The sequence below is a fragment of the Alkaliflexus imshenetskii DSM 15055 genome (assembly GCF_000517065.1).
In the GTDB taxonomy this organism is placed as follows: domain Bacteria; phylum Bacteroidota; class Bacteroidia; order Bacteroidales; family Marinilabiliaceae; genus Alkaliflexus; species Alkaliflexus imshenetskii.
Genome location: NZ_KI912105.1, coordinates 3,844,011 through 3,862,640 on the forward strand (window position 1 = coordinate 3,844,011; position 18,630 = coordinate 3,862,640).

The 18,630-nt window shown below is 40.5% G+C and carries 16 protein-coding genes; 13 read left to right on the forward strand and 3 right to left on the reverse strand.

Annotated features, from left to right (window positions below):
* Positions 1-53: 53 nt before the first annotated feature.
* From gcvT to ALKIM_RS0115960, 8 genes are all read left to right on the forward strand, one after another.
* Positions 54-1,136 carry a glycine cleavage system aminomethyltransferase GcvT gene (gene gcvT, locus ALKIM_RS0115915; RefSeq protein WP_026475506.1) on the forward strand — a complete coding sequence of 361 codons (1,083 nt, stop codon included), beginning with the start codon at positions 54-56 and terminating at the stop codon, positions 1,134-1,136.
* Between the two features lie 359 nt (positions 1,137-1,495).
* Complete coding sequence (serC, locus tag ALKIM_RS0115920; RefSeq protein ID WP_026475507.1) at positions 1,496-2,566, forward strand: 3-phosphoserine/phosphohydroxythreonine transaminase; 1,071 nt, start codon at positions 1,496-1,498, stop codon at positions 2,564-2,566.
* A 27-nt stretch (positions 2,567-2,593) separates the two neighbouring features.
* Positions 2,594-3,517, forward strand: a complete 924-nt coding sequence (locus tag ALKIM_RS0115925; RefSeq protein ID WP_026475508.1) for an NAD(P)-dependent oxidoreductase — start codon at positions 2,594-2,596, stop codon at positions 3,515-3,517.
* A gap of 161 nt (positions 3,518-3,678) precedes the next feature.
* Positions 3,679-4,929, forward strand: coding sequence for a DUF1015 domain-containing protein (locus ALKIM_RS0115930; protein ID WP_026475509.1), 1,251 nt, complete (start codon positions 3,679-3,681; stop codon positions 4,927-4,929).
* Positions 4,930-5,078: 149 nt separating this feature from the next.
* Entirely contained in the window at positions 5,079-5,750 is a 672-nt protein-coding gene (locus tag ALKIM_RS0115935) for a YggS family pyridoxal phosphate-dependent enzyme (protein ID WP_044118021.1), read from the forward strand.
* Between the two features lie 175 nt (positions 5,751-5,925).
* The gene (locus ALKIM_RS0115945) at positions 5,926-6,912 is read left to right on the forward strand and encodes a dihydroorotate dehydrogenase-like protein (protein ID WP_026475511.1); all 987 of its coding nucleotides are present in this window, start codon (positions 5,926-5,928) and stop codon (positions 6,910-6,912) included.
* A 546-nt stretch (positions 6,913-7,458) separates the two neighbouring features.
* Entirely contained in the window at positions 7,459-8,388 is a 930-nt protein-coding gene (locus ALKIM_RS0115955) for a hypothetical protein (RefSeq protein ID WP_044118022.1), read from the forward strand.
* A gap of 30 nt (positions 8,389-8,418) precedes the next feature.
* Positions 8,419-8,868, forward strand: a complete 450-nt coding sequence (locus ALKIM_RS0115960) for a hypothetical protein (protein ID WP_044118023.1) — start codon at positions 8,419-8,421, stop codon at positions 8,866-8,868.
* Positions 8,869-9,208: 340 nt separating this feature from the next.
* Here ALKIM_RS0115960 and uvrA read toward each other — a convergent pair whose 3' ends face one another.
* Positions 9,209-12,022, reverse strand: coding sequence for an excinuclease ABC subunit UvrA (gene uvrA / locus ALKIM_RS0115965; RefSeq protein WP_026475514.1), 2,814 nt, complete (start codon positions 12,020-12,022; stop codon positions 9,209-9,211).
* A gap of 367 nt (positions 12,023-12,389) precedes the next feature.
* Between uvrA and ALKIM_RS0115970 the strand changes: the two genes are divergently transcribed.
* Positions 12,390-12,983, forward strand: coding sequence for an RNA polymerase sigma factor (locus tag ALKIM_RS0115970; RefSeq protein ID WP_026475515.1), 594 nt, complete (start codon positions 12,390-12,392; stop codon positions 12,981-12,983).
* Between the two features lie 267 nt (positions 12,984-13,250).
* A complete protein-coding gene (locus ALKIM_RS19955) occupies positions 13,251-13,436 on the forward strand; it encodes a hypothetical protein (RefSeq protein WP_157363950.1) in 186 nt (61 codons plus the stop codon).
* A gap of 9 nt (positions 13,437-13,445) precedes the next feature.
* Here the strand turns inward: ALKIM_RS19955 and ALKIM_RS0115975 are convergent, their stop codons facing one another.
* Entirely contained in the window at positions 13,446-14,438 is a 993-nt protein-coding gene (locus ALKIM_RS0115975; RefSeq protein WP_026475516.1) for a glycosyltransferase, read from the reverse strand.
* Positions 14,439-14,853: 415 nt separating this feature from the next.
* Between ALKIM_RS0115975 and ALKIM_RS0115985 the strand changes: the two genes are divergently transcribed.
* Both ALKIM_RS0115985 and ALKIM_RS0115990 read left to right on the forward strand, forming a co-directional pair.
* On the forward strand, positions 14,854-16,506 hold the full coding sequence (locus ALKIM_RS0115985; RefSeq protein WP_235714438.1) for a diphosphate--fructose-6-phosphate 1-phosphotransferase: 1,653 nt from the start codon (positions 14,854-14,856) through the stop codon (positions 16,504-16,506).
* Positions 16,507-16,590: 84 nt separating this feature from the next.
* Positions 16,591-16,989: an RrF2 family transcriptional regulator gene (locus ALKIM_RS0115990; RefSeq protein ID WP_026475519.1), complete on the forward strand. Its 399-nt coding sequence runs from the start codon at positions 16,591-16,593 to the stop codon at positions 16,987-16,989.
* Between the two features lie 55 nt (positions 16,990-17,044).
* Here the strand turns inward: ALKIM_RS0115990 and ALKIM_RS0115995 are convergent, their stop codons facing one another.
* Positions 17,045-17,743: a 16S rRNA (uracil(1498)-N(3))-methyltransferase gene (locus ALKIM_RS0115995; protein ID WP_026475520.1), complete on the reverse strand. Its 699-nt coding sequence runs from the start codon at positions 17,741-17,743 to the stop codon at positions 17,045-17,047.
* A gap of 153 nt (positions 17,744-17,896) precedes the next feature.
* Here ALKIM_RS0115995 and ALKIM_RS0116000 point away from each other — a divergent pair, with 153 nt between their 5' ends.
* Positions 17,897-18,604 (forward strand): hypothetical protein, encoded by a 708-nt coding sequence (locus ALKIM_RS0116000; RefSeq protein WP_026475521.1) that lies wholly within the window; start codon positions 17,897-17,899, stop codon positions 18,602-18,604.
* The last annotated feature ends 26 nt before the right edge of the window (positions 18,605-18,630 follow it).

The window sequence follows — 18,630 nt, forward strand, 5'->3', positions numbered from 1 at the left end:
TTTTGACAATATTTTGAGTCTACATTTTTTATTCAATGGATAATACTTTTAATATGAAAAAGACTGTACTGTATGATGTACATCTGGCTCTGGGAGCTAAAATGATTTCTTTTGCAGGTTATGATATGCCCGTTGAGTACACAGGTATTAATTCGGAACACATGGCAGTGCGCAATGCAGCAGGTATATTTGACGTATCACACATGGGTGAATTTTGGGTTAAAGGGCCAAAGGCGCTTGAGTTTCTTCAAAAAGTTACTTCCAATGATGTGAATAGACTGAAACCGGGGCAGGCGCAATACTCTTGTTTTCCCAACGGCAAAGGCGGCGTAGTAGATGATTTGCTGGTTTATCATTATTCGAATGAGAAATATATGCTGGTGGTAAATTCAGCAAACATAGATAAAGACTGGAACTGGTGTCAATTGCAAAATACCATGGGCGCCGAAATCGAAAATGCAAGCGATAACATTTCACTAATTGCAGTGCAGGGACCCAAATCGGCATCAATACTTCAAAAGCTTACTTCTGTTAATCTTACCGATATTCCTTTTTATTCGTTTATTACCGGAAATTTTGCTGGTGTGGATAATGTAATTATCTCAAATACCGGATATACAGGTTCGGGTGGGTTTGAACTGTTCATGTATAACGAAGAGGCCGTTAAAATTTGGAACGCCATACTTGAGGCTGGAGGCAACGAAGGAATTATGCCTGCAGGATTGGGTGCCAGGGACACATTAAGACTGGAAATGGGGTATTGTTTATACGGAAATGACATGGATGACAATACCTCCCCTTTGGAAGCCGGTTTGGGCTGGATAACCAAATTTGTTGACAACAAACCATTTATCGACAGAGATTTTCTGGAGAATCAGAAAGCAGAAGGTATAGCCCGCCGGTTAACAGGCATTGTAATGGAAGAGAAGGGTATACCACGCAACAGCTATTCCATTGTGGATGAGAATGGTAGTTTAATTGGACGGGTTACTTCAGGAACCATGTCGCCGGTGCTTAAGCAGGGAATTGGCTTGGGTTATATAAATAAGGAATTTGCTGTTGACGGAAAGCCTGTTTTTATTGTTATCCGCAACAAGCAATTGAAAGCAAGAGTTAAACGTCCTCCCTTTATCTAATGTTAAAGTTTTGTCCGTCACCGCCTGTTTTTGTTTCAAATTATAATCAGATATATTCATTTTTCTTTTAATTTTGCGGCGATAAATAGGTGTTACTTTTGGTTTTGTTCAAACAACTGTTTGTTAATATGTTTATTAGGCCATATTGCCCTGTTGAAAAAAACTGAAAAAAATCATTGTAGGCAATCTCTGATACGCATTAATAATTGTAACTTTACACTGCGAACAGATGCCTGAGTATCTGTTTATTTTGTTTATTATCAGTAGTATAATTGTATAAACATAAGGATTTGCAGACAATCCTCTCAGGTTCCATGCAAATCATACCATATGAGATAACCTAAAACATTTTTAATCCCATGAAGAAGCACAATTTTTCGGCCGGGCCATCAATTCTTCCCGAATTTACTATTAAAAAAACTGCGGAAGCAGTTCTGGACTTTGCAGGAACCGGCTTGTCGGTAATGGAAGTATCGCATCGCGACAAGGAGTTTATGGCTGTAATGGCTCAGGCAAACGCTTTAGTTAAAGAGTTGCTCGAGGTTCCATCAGGTTATGAAGTGTTGTTTTTGGGAGGTGGTGCCAGTATGCAGTTTTGCATGGTACCTTATAACTTTTTAAACAAAAAGGCTGCCTACCTTAATACTGGTACCTGGGCGTCCAAAGCGTTGAAAGAGGCGAAATTCTTTGGAGAGGTGGTTGAAGTGGCTTCTTCAAAAGATGAGAACTTTTGCTACATCCCAAAAAACTACGAGATTCCATCTGATGCCGATTATTTCCACATTACAACCAATAATACGATTTTTGGAACAGAGATTCGTACCGATTTGGATGTGAATGTACCATTGATTGCCGATATGTCATCCGATATTTTTTCGCGCCCAGTTGATGTGTCCAAATATGCACTTATTTATGGTGGTGCTCAAAAAAATCTTGCGCCTGCGGGAGTTGCATTCGTAATCGTGAAAGAAGATGCCCTTGGTAAAGTGGATCGTCCAATCCCAACCATGCTCAATTACCGCACGCACATGGAAAATGAATCGATGTTTAATACACCACCCGTACTTCCAATTTTCTCGGCTTTGCAAACTCTGATATGGTTGAAGGAGCAGGGCGGAGTGAAGGAGATGGAAAAGCGCAACATTAGAAAAGCTGATATTCTATATTCTGAAATTGAACGCAATAAACTGTTTAAAACCACAGTTAAGAATGTGGAAGATCGTTCATTGATGAACATCTGTTTTGTTATGAATGAAGAGTACAAAGAGCTTGAAAATGAGTTTAAAAACTTTGCCATTGCCAACGGTATGGTAGGTATTAAAGGGCACCGCTCTGTAGGTGGTTTCCGTGCTTCTACCTACAATGCCTTGCCCGAAGAGAGTGTTAAAGCTCTTGTTGCTGCTATGCAGGAGTTCGAAAGAAAATACTAGAAAAAAGCCGCCTAATTTTATAGATACATGAAAAAAATATTGGTTGCCACAGAAAAGCCTTTTTCAAAAATCGCGGTTGATCAGATACGCGAAATTGTTGAAGCAGCAGGATTCAAAATGGAGCTTCTTGAGAAGTATACATCTGAATCGCAGCTTCTGGATGCTGTTGCCGATGTGGATGCGATGATTGTTCGTTCAGATATTGTCAACAAAAATGTGCTTGAGGCTGCTAAAAACCTAAAAATTGTAGTACGCGCCGGTGCCGGTTATGACAATCTGGATCTTGATGGTTGCACCGCACACAACGTGGTGGCCATGAACACGCCGGGACAAAACTCCAATGCCGTTGCCGAACTGGTTTTTGGGATGATGATATTTGGTATCCGGAAGCAGTTTAATGGCGCTACAGGTGCTGAGTTACGCGGAAAATCTATCGGAATTCATGCTTACGGTAACGTTGGCTATTATGTTGGTAAAATAGCCCATGGTTTTGGCATGAAGGTTTATGCTTACGATCCTTATGTGAGTGCAGACAGAATGAAATCTCATGGCGTTGAACCTCTGCCGTCGGTTGAGGATCTTTATCGTACCTGTGAGTTTATTTCATTGCACATTCCGGCTACTGAAAACACTAAGAAGTCCATCAACAAAGCGTTGTTGTCATTGATGCCCAAAGGTGCAGTTCTGGTGAATACTGCGCGTAAAGAGGTAATAAATGAGGAGGAGCTTGTGGAGTTGATGGCCGAACGTAACGACTTTATCTATCTGTCGGACATTATTCCATCCAATGCAGACGTTTTCAAGGAAAAGTTTCCAGGACGATATTTCTTTACTCCTAAAAAGATGGGTGCACAAACCGAAGAGGCAAACGTAAATGCCGGAGTTGCCGCAGCACGTCAAATTGTGAGTTATCTGAATTTGGGTGACGAAACGTTTAGGGTAAACCGCTAATATTTTGTCCTGAAAACTGTTATCTGCCGATATCAGTTATAAAATAGCCGTAAGGTGCACAAACAAATGACATTTTTTCATCATTTGTTTGGGAACCTTACGGTTTTCTATTAATTTGGGGTAGATATGCGTGCTACTAAACCAAATAATATAACGAATAGATGGCTATTGTAAAACCGTTTAAAGGCATTCGTCCACCCAAGGATATTGCCAGAGATTTGTCATGTCTGCCTTATGATGTCATGAATGCCGAAGAAGCTGCACAAATGGCTGCCGGCAAGGCGTATTCACTGCTTCATATCACACGCTCCGAAATAGACTGCAGACACGGCGTGGATGTTCACTCTGAGGAGGTTTATCAAAAATCTGTGGAGAACTTTAAGCGCTTTCAGCAAAATGGATGGCTTATTAAGGACGAACAGCCACACTTTTATATTTATGCTCAAACCATGAATGGCCGCACGCAATATGGCATTGTTGGCTGTGCTGCCTGTAGCGATTATTTTGATGGGGTAATACGAAAGCATGAGCTTACCCGACCTGATAAAGAGGAAGATCGCATGATACATATCCGGGTTAATAATGCCAATCTTGAACCTGTGTTTTTCAGCTATAAGCCGGTACCTGAAATTGATGACATTGTAGCTGGCATTGTAGGCAATCAAGCGCCTGAATATGATTTTGTGAGTGAAGATGGATTTGGCCATAAGTTTTGGGTAATTTGGGAGTCCGATATTAACCTGCGTATTGAATCGTTGTTTGCAACCAAAGTGCCACATACCTATGTGGCTGATGGACATCATAGGACAGCAGCTGCCGCAAGGGTTGGACAAGAAAGAGCTCATGCCAACTCCAGCCACAGCGGACAGGAAGAGTATAACTTTTTTATGGCCGTACATTTCTCCGAAAATCAGCTGGCTATTATTGATTACAACCGGGTAGTTAAAGATTTACACGGGTTGTCAGAGTCTGATTTTTTGATTGCACTTGGACGTAGTTTTGAGGTTACTCTCATTGGTTCGCATGTTTTTAAACCGTCAACTCTTCATGAATTCGGCATGTATCTGGGCGGTAAATGGTATAAACTTGAAGCACGTAAAGGCACTTACAACGATGCCGACCCAATTGGTGTTCTGGATGTTACCATTCTATCTAAACACGTTCTTGATAAGATATTAGGTATTACAGACCTGCGTACATCTAAGCGCATTGATTTTGTTGGTGGCATTCGGGGATTGGAAGAGTTGCAAAAGCGGGTAGACTCAGGGGAAATGAGCGTTGCATTTGCGCTTTATCCCGTTTCAATGAAACAATTAACAGATATTGCCGATACCGGTAACATCATGCCACCAAAAACCACATGGTTTGAGCCTAAACTAAGGTCTGGCCTGGTAATTCACGATTTGGAGTAGCTTTATTAAAGCATGCAGAAACGTTTCAGGTTCAATTTTTTTAGAAACTGCTTAAAAACCGCTCGACACTAATATCCGCGTCACGCGGTTTTTTCGCATATTTCGGCTTAAATGGCTACCTTTGCAATTGGTAACTTATCATTTTAATCATGTCAATTGAAGAGAATCTTTTAAGGATTAAATCAACGATTCCTGCAAATGTAAGTTTAATTGCTGTTTCAAAAACCCATCCTGCCGATGTGGTAATGGAAGCTTACAACGCTGGCCAGCGCGTTTTTGGTGAGAATAAAGTTCAGGAGCTCGTGGGCAAAGCATCTGAAATGCCTGACGACATAGAATGGCACATGATTGGCCATCTGCAATCCAACAAAGTAAAATACATCGCACCTTTTGTTTCTCTTATCCACGGGGTAGATTCTTTTAAACTACTCAAAGTGATTGATAAAGAGGCTGCTAAAAATAACCGCATTATTCCCTGTTTGCTACAAGTACACATTGCTTCTGAAGAGACAAAATTCGGCTTCTCACCTGAGGAGTTGAAACTGGCGCTTCAGACTGGAGAGCACCATCAATATAAGAATGTTGACATACGAGGCTTGATGGGAATGGCTACTTTTACCGAAGATGAGTCGGTTATTCGCTCGGAGTTCAAAATGTTGAAACTACTCTTTAATGAGTTGAAGGATAGTTACTTTAAGGATGCAGTTAGTTTCCGGGAAGTGAGCATGGGCATGTCTGATGATTACCAAATTGCGATTGAAGAAGGAACTACTATGGTACGCGTTGGCAGTGCTATTTTTGGTTTACGCCATTATACCTGAGTCGCTACTTAACATTGTGGTTGATGTTTTATATGTATGAAGCATATTCATACGTTGAAAAAATGTTATATTTATGATGATATATTGATTAACCGGCATGGTTCGGTTGCAAGCATCATTACAGAAACATTTCATTTGATAAATTTGTCAGCAAACTATCATAAAAACTTAATATATGGCTAATCTGGAAACCACCTATCTGGGCCTGAAGCTTAAGAACCCCGTTATTGTCGGGAGTTCAGGATTGACAAATAGTGTAGAAAAAATAGTAAAACTACGCGATGCGGGAGCAGGTGCCGTGGTGCTAAAATCCTTGTTTGAAGAACAAATAAATCATGATGTGAATCGGGTGTTGTATACCGGACAGGGACTCGACTACCCCGAAGCAATGGATTATATTACCAGCTATTCGCGAAACAATTCAGTTTCGGAGTATATTCAACTGATAAAAGATGCCAAAGCTGCTGTTGACATTCCTGTAATAGCCAGTATCAACTGCTTTTCTGCCGATGAGTGGATCGATTTTGCCCGTCAGATTGAGAAAGCCGGTGCCGATGCCATTGAGCTTAATCTTTTTGTGGTAAATACGGATAAAAACAGTGACCCATCTGAGTATGAAGAGCTTTACTATCAGATTGCCAAATCAGTTAGCGAAGTAGTAACTATACCGGTATCCATGAAGCTGGGGTTATATTTTTCCAGCCTGGTTGCAGTGGTTAACAAATTATCTGTTTCAGGCGCTAAGGGTGTTGTCCTTTTCAACCGTTTTTACGAGCCTGATATTGATATCAATAATCTAACTCTTACTGCCGCAGAAGTATTTAGTTCGCCAGCAGATATTCGTCGCTCGTTGCGGTGGGTTGCTATTGTAAGCGACAAGATTAAGAATTTGGATGTGGCTGCTTCAACAGGGGTACACGATGGGGATGCTGTCATTAAACAGCTTTTGGCAGGCGCAAAAGCGGTACAGGTTTGTTCAGCCGTTTATAAAAATGGGCCTGAAATTGTGACACGGATGCTCAATAAACTTGAATTGTGGATGGATGAGAAGGGCTTTAAGTCGGTGGATGATTTCAGAGGCGCCATGAGTTACAGAAAGATTCAGAACCCTGCTTTGTATGAGCGGGCACAATTTATGAGATACTTTTCAAAATTTGAATAGCGTTTTTGACTATTAAGTTTTGAAACAAAGCGTGATTGGTCTGATTAACCTCGCTTCAACAACCTGAAGTAATTCTAACATGGTTGTGCCAGTCAGACTTAATGCACCAATCTATTTTAATGTAAAGACAGGTTATGACATAAGTTAGCCTGTCTTTATTGTTTTCATTATTTATTCAATATGCTCATTATGAGCAATATGTGATTGTTTTTCGGTGTGTAAGAGCAACGAAAATGTCAAGTCCAATAGACTGCCTATAGGTGCATTGGCGTTTAAAAAATATCATCCAAAAATTAATCTTTTATTATTTTTTCAAGATTTTTGCACCATTATGTTGAGTTCCTGAAATTTAATCTGTAATTTTATTTCCCGTGCATTTTGTTTTTTGCACTCAAGTTGTTGCATTATAGTTGTTTATATTGTGTTTGCAATGTATCTATGTAGCAATTGTAATATTGAACCAAACAAACGTGTCATATATAGAAATTAATTGAAAACAGACTCTGGCATGTTGCCTGTACCCATTAAAGAATAAATCATACACACATGAAAAAAGGTTTTTCCGGCTTGCTTTATATTTTGATAGCTTTTGTAGCGGTCACTTTTTTGTTTAGTTCCTGTACATGCCAAAAGCAAAAGGATCAACAGAGCAAAGAGAAAGAGATTATACGCTCTGTATCAATTGACGATCAGCTACTGGATGACTTTAACAAGTCTAAACTTATCTTCTATTCGCTGCCGTCGCCCCTCGAAACAGCGATGTTGATAAAAAGGGCAGGTGCCACATACGATCCGGAACTTCTTAATAGTATTGGAAATATCTCCCGATACAACACCAACTTAAAGATGGCCTTGAACCTCGGTATTTATAGTGCCGACATGAGTTATTCCAGTCTGTTTGACCAAACCCAGAGTACATTGAATTATATGGGTGCTGCCCGCCAACTGGCTGATCGTCTTGGTGTAATGGAAGCAATCGATGAACATACCATTCGCCGGTTAGAAGAAAATATGAATAACCGCGATGTGGTTATGGATATTATCTCTGAAACATTCATGAATTCAAATGCCTATCTTACTGAACAGGACAGGCCTGCCATTGCTGTTATGGTGCTTGTGGGTGGTTGGATTGAAGGGCTTTATATCGCCACACAATTAACAAATGGCAGTCTTGATAGCAATCCACGGCTTGTGGATAGAATTGTGTATCAGAAATTGTCATTGCAAACAGTGCTTAGTCTCTTAGAATCACATCAGAGCAATCCCGATATAAGCTATCTCATTGATCGTATGCAGGAGTTGAAGGATATCTATGATGAAGTAAAAATTGTTACAACCTCGAACGTTCAGGCCGAAACACACCCTGAGCAAGGCATGACAATACTCAGGTCAGAGGCTGAAACATTTATTACAAAAGAGACGTTTAAAAAACTGGTCACTAAAGTTCAGGAAATCCGTTCGGAATTTGTGTCCTGAAATGTTTAATAATCAGAAATTTGTTTTAGGATGAGGCTTTACCAAGTAAAATGGTATATCTTTTTATTGTTTTTATTTGCACTTACTGTTAACAGTTCAGCGCAATGTATCAGTTTTGCACGTAATATTGCCAAACCCAAACTGGCTCCTTTCGTGCATGATGGTAACTACAATGCTGCGTACATGGAGGAGGGCGAAAGTGCTGAACTCTATAAAACTTTTTTTGAAGGGGAGGAGTATCGGTTAGTTGTTGCAGGTATAGAAAGTCTTCCAAGATTGCGTATCCGACTTCTGGATGATCGCCGGGACGTTGTGTTCGACAATGCCGATCATAATTTTGCTCAGGAGTGGGATTTTACTGCTTACACAACTGGAACTATGATTGTTCAGGTTCGCGTTACGGATGATGGAAATGATAATTATACCGGTGGTTGTGTAGCCATTATGTTTGGCGTTAAAGCATCGGGTCGTCGCAGATAGTTTCTGGTTAATCTTTTTCTACTTCTTTTTGGTGCATATTGCTTATTAAAAGCCGGTTGCGTTTTTGGCTCCGAATATACTATATCCCTTTAGTCCATACAAGTGCTGAAGTCTATGTTCAAAGAAAGCTGTAGGCTCGGCACATCTTGGTAGTTTGTAAAAATGCATCGTTCCTCCGGAACTCTACTACATTTATGGTTTGGCTTTCAACCGGATTAAAATCCGGCCTTATAAAACTATCCGTTCCTCCGGAACTTTTTAAAATATCCTAAAACACTCAAAAAGTGCTTTTGTAGTAACCTTCCGTTGTTATTGCTGATTTCAACTATTTATGCCTGATCTATATAAGGTAGGGTTTTAAGTAGTGACCAGTGTAGGATTCCTTGCACTTTACTAGACCTTCCGGCGTGCCTTCATACACAAGATGCCCACCATTCTCGCCTCCTTCAGGACCTAAATCGATTACGTGATCAGCGCATTTAATCACATCCATATTGTGTTCAACCACAATGATTGAGTGTCCCTTTTCAATGAGAGCATTGAATGCTTTCAACAATTTTTGAATGTCGTGAAAATGCAATCCCGTTGTTGGTTCATCAAAAATGAAGAGGGTAGGGGCATTTTTCTCGAGAGCCAGGAATGAAGCCAGCTTCACCCGTTGACTTTCACCTCCGCTGAGTGTACTTGACGATTGTCCCAGTCTGACATATCCCAAGCCTACATCAGACAGGGGTTGTAACCTTGCAACAATCCGTTTTTCAGTTGTACCATTATATGCCGAAAAAAACTCAATGGCTTCATCAATGGTCATTTCAAGAATGTCATGCACATTTTTTCCATGATATGAAATTTCGAGCACTTCTTGCTTGAATCTCTTGCCTTGACAACTATCGCAGGTCAATACCAAATCGGCCATGAATTGCATTTCTACCTTAATTGAGCCTTCTCCCTGGCACTCATCACATCGACCTCCATCCACGTTAAATGAGAAGTGAGCCGGTTTGAGCCCGTCCATTTGGGCTGCCTTTTGGTCTGACATCAGTTTTCTGACTTCATCCCAGGCTTTGAGGTATGTTGCCGGGTTTGAGCGCGATGATTTACCAATCGGATTTTGGTCGATAAATTCAACATCCTGAATAGATTTTAAATTGCCACGAAGCAAATCAAGCGAACCGGTTTTGTCAGCGAATCCTCCTTTAATCTTCTTTAAAGCAGGATATAGCACCTTTTTTACGAGTGACGATTTCCCGGAACCACTTACTCCTGTAATAACTGTTAGGACATTAAGTGGAAACTTCACTGTAATGTTTTTCAGATTGTTTTCTCTTACACCCAATAGTTCAATGTGCTCCGTGTAACTGCGTCTTGACTTTGGTAATTCAATTTTTCGTGTGCCGGTAAGGTATTGTGTAGTGAGACTGTCGGGAACAGATGTTAGATTGGAAAAGTCACCCTGATAGACCACTTCTCCACCATGCTGACCAGCGCCGGGGCCTATGTCAATTATTTCGTCACATGCCCGAATTATCTCCTCGTCGTGTTCAACCACTACTACTGTATTCCCCAGTTTTTGTAAGTTTTTGAGTACACCAATGAGAAGGTGCGTATCTCTTGAGTGCAATCCAATGCTGGGTTCATCAAGTATATACAGTGAACCCACAAGGCTGCTTCCCAACGATGTGGCAAGGTTGATACGCTGGCTTTCCCCGCCTGAAAGTGTTGAGGACAAGCGGTTCAATGTTAGGTATCCCAATCCAACCTGATTTAAAAAGTTGATACGTGAAGTGATTTCGATAAGCAGTCGTTTTGCTACTCTCTGTTCATGCGCATCGAGTTTAATACTGTTAAATAAGGTTGATAGTAATTCAACCGGCATGTTCACCAACTCATAGATGCTCTTGTCAGCTACTTTTACCCATCGGGCCTCTTTTTTTAAACGTGTGCCATCACACTCCGGACAAACTGTCTTGCCACGGTATCGTGCCAACATCACACGGTTTTGTATTTTATAGAGCCTCTCTTCCAGGTGATTAAAAAATTCATTCAATCCATGGAAATAGCTGTTCCCGTTCCACAGAAGTTTACGTTGTTCCGGTGTAAGTTCATAATAGGGTTTATGTACCGGGAAGTCAAATTTATGTGCACTTCGTATGAGCTTTTCCTTCCATTCACCCATCACATCACCTTTCCAGCATGCAATGGCATCTTCAAAAATTGAGAGATTTTTGTTTGGAATTACAAGGTCTTCATCGATTCCAATCACACTGCCGAAACCCTCGCATCGTGGACAGGCGCCTAGCGGATTGTTGAACGCAAACATGTGCTCGGTTGGCTCTTCAAAGGTTATCCCATCTGCCTCAAATTTGTTTGAGAATACAGATGTGTTGACCGACTGCCCCTCGTATATTTTAACGATGCACTCACCACGTCCTTCATAAAAAGCCGTCTGAACCGAATCTGCAATTCGGGAGGTGTTATCATCATCATCGGGGCTTACACTTACCCTGTCAATTAAAAGATTGATATTGCCGCAATAATCATCTGTTGCCCCCGGGATGGCTAAAAGATCCTCGATGGTTACAAAGTCCCCTTTAAACTCAACTCTGCTAAACCCCTGTTGCAACAATACTTCCAGATGTGTTTTACAATCCCTTCCTTCTGATGCAAATATGGGTGCTAATATGGCAATGCGCGTGTCATTGGCATGGCTGTTTATAAAATCTACTACATCAGTTACATGATGGCGCTTTACTTCTGCTCCGGATATGGGCGAAAAGGTTTTTCCAATTCGGGCATAGAGCAACTTTAGATAATCATAAATCTCGGTTGATGTGCCAACAGTAGAGCGTGGATTACGCGTGTTAACCTTCTGTTCGATTGCAATTGCCGGTGGAATACCCTTAATGTAATCCACTTCGGGTTTGTCAATTCTGCCCAGAAATTGCCTTGCGTATGAACTCAAACTCTCAACATATCTCCTTTGGCCTTCGGCGTAGAGTGTATCAAAGGCAAGAGAGCTCTTACCAGACCCAGAAACACCAGTTATCACCACAAAACGGTTGCGTGGGAGGGAAATAGAGATATTCTTCAGGTTATGTACCCGAGCACCTTTAATGAGAATATGTGAATGTGCGTTTGGAATGGTCGGTTTCACGCTCTTATGATTTTTTATTTGGCGATATTGGCTTCGCAATGTGTAGTAATCTTCGTTGTTGATGCATAAATGCCATCAGTTAACGCTTTTATCTAATACATCGAATTACAAAATCATTAACCCGGCAAAGATACCAAACTATATTGAAAAGTGGCACCATTGAGTTGTTCTATAAATTACGAAGCTCCATTTTAGGAGCAACAAATGCCTCTATTTGACTGATTTTTTGATGTTTTTTATTCTAACGCATAAATTCGCGTATAAAATTTTGGTTTTTTTGACATTTTTTCATTTATTCGCAGTGTAATAATTTAATCACACTGCCTATCGGAACATCTTTACAAGTTTAAAACTTTACAGTAGAAGCATGACAGATTTATTTAACCTGTCGGACGAAGAACTTGTTAGAGATTTCGTATCCGGTAATCAAAAATGTTTTGACGTTTTAATCGATCGTCACAAACAAAAAGTATTCTCCTATATCTTTCTGATGGTTCGAAGAGAAGAACTTGCTGAGGATATCTTTCAGGATGCATTCCTAAAGGTTCATTTTAACATTATGCGTGGCAAGTATGCAGAATCAGGACGTTTTGCTTCCTGGGTAATGCGTATTGCACACAATCTTATCATTGATCACTTCCGCCGTCAGAAGCATTTTCCTATGGTTTACAACGAGGATCATGCAAAGGACATCTTCAATCATACGCAATTTTCTGACGCCAGCATCGAAGAGCAATTGGTACATGATGAGATACTAAAAGATGTGGCCAACCTTGTTGAATTGCTGCCTGACAATCAGAAGGAGGTAGTGAAGATGCGACACTATATGGGATTGAGCTTTAAGGAGATTGCCGATGAAACCAATGTGAGCATTAATACAGCTTTGGGGCGAATGCGATATGCGCTGATTAATTTGCGAAAGATGATGGAAGATAAAAATCTGGTGCTTACAGAAATATAATTTCTGAAAGGTTCTGATTTATCTTCGTTTAATTCTCATTATTCTAAAATCTGGCTTCAGCAGTTTTCATATTTCATCCAATAAGTTAAAACGTCTGGAAGCAGAGAGTGTATCTTGACTTATTTGGCAACTTATGTTGCTTCTTATCAGTAGATAAATCAAGCGATGTTGCAGCAGGGAGAGTTTTATTCGCAACAAAAAAAATACATTTTATAATATATTCCCAAAGATGTCGTTATAAAAATATCACAACTAACGGCAACACGGATGGGGAACTCTACCAGTCAACGATTCTATTTGCTCAACCAAAAGGGGCATATTCTGAGGGAATTAATTCTGCAACTCAGCGATGAGGAGCTGAAAATGTTGTTCCCATCACCATCTCAACGAACAGTAAAGCTTCTGAAGAAAAAGGCTGAACGCATGTCGGTTATGCGTTTATCGCGAAATTAGTGAGATCAACTATTTATAAAAGTTTGACCGAAAAGCGTGAAACTCGTTACGCTTTAAAAGCTTCCTTAAAATCAAAGCCTCTATAAATCCAAGTCCATATCCAAATGTTTGGGTAAAAGCGGCCGGAATAGCCCAAAATGCAGTTTTATGCTCTTTGGTCTCGTTGAGGGCATGGAGATAAATCACCGTTGGTACCACTAATAAAAGTAGGAGGAAAAAAGGATTGAGGCATGAGAGAGCAAAAATCCCAATGTGCCCAAGAACAAACAGTGATGGGAGTGTATGCACCAGTTTTAAAGTGCCTTTGTGTCTGATTTCAAGATTTATACGTGCAATTCCGGAATTGTACACCTGTTTGAAGAAAGAACGAAAGTTGTTACGTCGTTTATGAAACACAAATGCCGGCTTAATTAGTCTGGTGGAATAGCCCTTTTTTAGGAGTCTCATGCTGAAGTCCAAATCCTCGCCAAAGCGCATCTCCGAAAATCCTTCAAGTACTTTAAATACGCTTTTTCGCACACCCAGATTATAGCTTCTGGGATAGAAAATATCCAGATTCTCTTTGGCACCGCGTATTCCACCGGTGGTGAGTACACTGCTCATGGCATAACCAATGGCTTTTTGTTTGATGTTGAACGATGGATGGGGCTTGTCAGGACCTCCAAAGCAATCAAAATCTTCACGTTCGGTCTCGTGGTTTACCAAGTCAAGATAATCAGCAGGAAGCATGCAGTCTGAATCTAAAAAAATAAGCCATCGGCCTGCGGCTTTGTCAGCACCCGTATTGCGAGCAGGACCTGGACCCTTGTTTTCCTGCACCACATACTTTATTGGGAAACTGTTTTTAAACTTATCCACTACATGTTCACAGGGCTGATCCGAGCCATCCTCCACAACCACAACTTCAAAATCTCTGAAGTTTTGGGTTGATATGGTTTCAAGCAATTCTTCAAGCTCTTCGGATCGGTTGAATACCGGGATGATTATTGAAAATGTAGGCATACGTTTTATAGAAAAAAATGGTCTCAAATATACATAAAAATGAGCGTAAATTAGGGAAACTTATATTAGATGTCAGATAATTTCCCCTTATGGAACTTTCAGTTTAAAATATGGTTCGTTCAATTTTTTATGTTTGGAAAAATATTCTCAAATTTGCATTTCATTTCATTATTGTAGAAGGCAATATTAATACCTTTCTCAAACCTTGCATTGGTTTTATTCAGATTAAGATATTCAGATGGAAGACAGACGAGATTTGTGAGTTTTGGAAGATGTCAAAATCTCTGATTTAGTGGGTAATATAATACTTCTAACTATCTACTTATCTGCGCAGGATACCTTATAAAAAATGAATCAATTTGAGAAGCAGAGCAGATTAGAACAGAGAAAAACAGAAATATAATTAAAACACCTAATGATGATTAAAAGTCCACTTCAGATTGCAAGGGAAAGTTACATTCCCAAATTGCCTAAATCGTTAAAAGGCAATGTGAAAATTGTTGAAGGAATTAAGACCCAATCAGTAGCCGATCAGGCTGAAATTGAGCGGATGTTCCCGAATACTTATGGCATGCCGGTAATAACGTTTGAACCAGGTTCAGAAGCAAAACAGTATCCGGCTGTGAAAGTAGGCGTTATATTGTCGGGTGGTCAGGCTCCCGGAGGACATAACGTTATTTCAGGTATGTTTGATGGTCTTCTTAAGTGCAACAAGGTGAATAAACTTTATGGTTTTCTTGGAGGCCCCAGCGGTCTGGTCGATAACCAGTATATTGAACTGACTTCGGAAGTTGTGGATCATTACCGCAATACCGGTGGATTTGACATAATTGGTTCAGGACGTACCAAGCTGGAGGAAGAAGCGCAATTTATCAAAGTGATTGAGAATTGCAAAGCTTTGGGCGTTAATGCACTGGTAGTGATTGGAGGAGACGACTCCAATACCAATGCGTGCGTGTTGGCCGAGTATTTTGCTCAAAAGAAAGCCGGAATCCAGGTTATTGGTGTACCCAAAACCATCGATGGTGACCTTAAAAACGAAGTGGTTGAAACATCATTTGGTTTTGATACTGCTTGTAAAACGTACAGCGAATTGATTGGAAACATTCAGCGTGATGCCAATTCAGCTAAAAAGTACTACCACTTTATCCGCTTGATGGGACGTTCCGCTTCACATATTGCGCTGGAGTGTGCTTTACAAACGCAGCCAAACATCACCATTATCTCAGAAGAGATTGAGAAAAAGGGATTGACTTTGGATGACATTGTTACCAACATTGCCAATGTAGTTGTGCGCCGTGCCGAGAATGGTGAGAACTTTGGTACTGTATTGATTCCGGAAGGTATTGTTGAGTTTGTGCCTGCAATGAAAAAACTCATCGCTGAGCTAAATGATCTTCTCGCAAAGCATGAGTCTGAGGTTGCCGTTTTGGAATCAAACAAAGATCGTCGCGATTTTATTGCCACCAAGCTTAGCAAGGAATCGGCTTTGGTTTTTGAAAGCTTACCAAATAACATTGCCAACCAGCTGATGTTGGATCGTGACCCACACGGAAACGTTCAGGTATCAATGATTGAGACAGAGAAGATGCTTATCGACATGGTGAAGGCCAAGTTGAAAAAGATGAAGAAGGCAGGTGAGTTCACCGGTAAATTTGCCGGTCAGGGTCACTTTTTTGGATATGAAGGCCGCTGTGCCGCCCCATCCAATTTTGATGCTGACTATTGCTATAGTCTGGGTTATACTGCTTCTTTGCTGATTTCGGAAGGAAAAACTGGTTATATGGCATCGGTTAAAAATCTTACCAAGCCTGCAGACCAATGGGTAGCGGGTGGTGCGCCAATAACCATGATGATGAACATGGAAAAGCGTCATGGACACATGAAGCCTGTAATTCAGAAGGCTCTGGTTATGTTGGACGGCAAGCCTTTCCAGAAACTTGAGTCATGCAGAGAAGAATGGGCAATTGGTACCATGTATGTTTACCCAGGTCCTATTCAGTATTTTGGACCAAGTGAAGTATGTGATACTACTACCCATACCTTGCGCCTGGAGCAGTCTTTATAATATTGAAATACAGATAAATGTGAGCCCTGTATGTTTGTGCTGCAGGGCTTGCATTATTTTTAATTTAACCCAATCATCGATATCATGGCAAATATTGTTGCCTTAACCGAAGCTGCCACCATTGGACTTCATAGTATTGTGTTGATAGCTCGCTCCGAGCAGGTGATGAATGTTGGGGAGATTGCTGAAAAAATAAACAGTTCCCGTCATCATGTGGCAAAAATACTTCAGCGACTGGCAAAAGATGGATACATTTCATCGAATCGTGGTCCTTCTGGTGGTTTTCTTCTAAAAGGAAAACCTGAAGATATTACCCTTCTTAATATCTATGAAGCCATCGAAGGACGGTTTCAGGTGCATTCATGTCCTGCTGATAAGTCCCAGTGTCCTTTCGGTAGTTGCCTCTTGGGCGATTTGTCGCACAAGGTGTCTTTTGAGTTGCGTGAGTATTTGGCAAATAGAACGTTGAAGGATTATTTATAAATATTATTCTTTGTGAAATATGCTTGGCAGATAACACCTGCATTTCACTTGCTAACTACTCATTCATAAGCCTGATGGTGTGACAGGCCACCAATGCCGCTGTTTCTGTACGCAAACGTTTGGCGCCTAATGTGACCGGTTTAAAGCCATTTTGAAGTGCGAGTTCAATTTCAAGTTCGGTAAAATCTCCTTCCGGACCAATCAGAATAGTAACACTTTTTCCTCTCGTATATTGTAGTTTTAGATGTGTATCGTTCTCATCGCGACAGTGGGCAATGAATTTATCACCTTCAAAAGGTTGTTTTACAAATGTCTCGAAATCTGACAGTGGCATGAGTTGAGGCATCCATAAATCGAGGGATTGCTTCACGGCTGATGTTATCACTTTCTCCAGTCTTTCGGTTTTAATTATTCTGCGTTCCGAATTAGTGCACAGTAATGGGGTAATTATCTCAATTCCAATTTCAGTACCTTTTTCCAGAAACCACTCCAGTCTGTCGATGTTTTTGGTAGGTGCTACAGCAATGTGGGTAACATAGTCAACAGGAGCTTGTGTTTGGCGATGCTCAATTTCCACTTTGCATTTTTTCTGATTGGCATCGGTAATGATGCATGTGAACAGGTTGCCTTTTCCATCAATAACTTTTATATGGTCACCTGCCACGTGGCGTAACACACGGATACAGTGATGTGATTCATCGGGATTGAGCATACCATTGTTGGTAAGAAGCTCTGGTTCATAAAAGAGATGCATAGAGACTTGACTATTTTATGCAAAAGTAGGTAATTGCTCAAAAAAAGCTGCCTTTTATTACCCATCAATTCAAAAAAAAGCGTTCATTTGGGTAGTTATTGAACAGGTTTTTTTGCTCCTCCATTGTTTTAATAGTTAATCGATTAAGTGAATATGAGGCCTGATAATTTTATCAAGATTTTACCCCAACCCGATGATACCACATGTGGACCAACGAGTTTGCATGCCGTATACCGGTTTCACGGGCTCGAAATTGGCCTGGAGGATGTGATTAATTCGGTTTATTCTTTTGAGGGTGGAGGTACGCTTGCTGTGATGCTTGGTATTGATGCGTTGAAAAGGGGTTTTGATGCTCGTATATATTCATATAATCTAAAGGTTTTTGACCCCTCATGGAAAGGATTGGATAATGAGGAGTTGATATCATTGCTCGAAAAACAACTTGAATATAAAAGCGGGAAGAGATTTAATCGTGCCACGAAGGCATATCAGACATTTTTAAAATTGGGTGGCGAGATCCTGTTTGAAGATCTGAAATCAGACATCTTTAAACACTATTTTGATAAGGATGTGCCCATATTAACCGGATTAAGTGCCACCTATTTATATAATTCCAAGCGTGAATATACAAATCGCAAAAACAGGTCTGTTTTTGATGACATCAAAGGAGAGCCAATGGGGCATTTCGTTGTGTTGTGTGGCATGACTGATACGACTGTGTTTGTAGCCGATCCTTACAAGGAGAACCCTATTTCCGGGAAAAACTACTATGAAGTTGACATAAACCGTCTTCTTAATTCTATATTACTGGGCATCGTAACTTATGATGCCAATATGTTAATGGTATTACCACGTAATTAATTCAAACACCCTTTCTGTTACCGAGT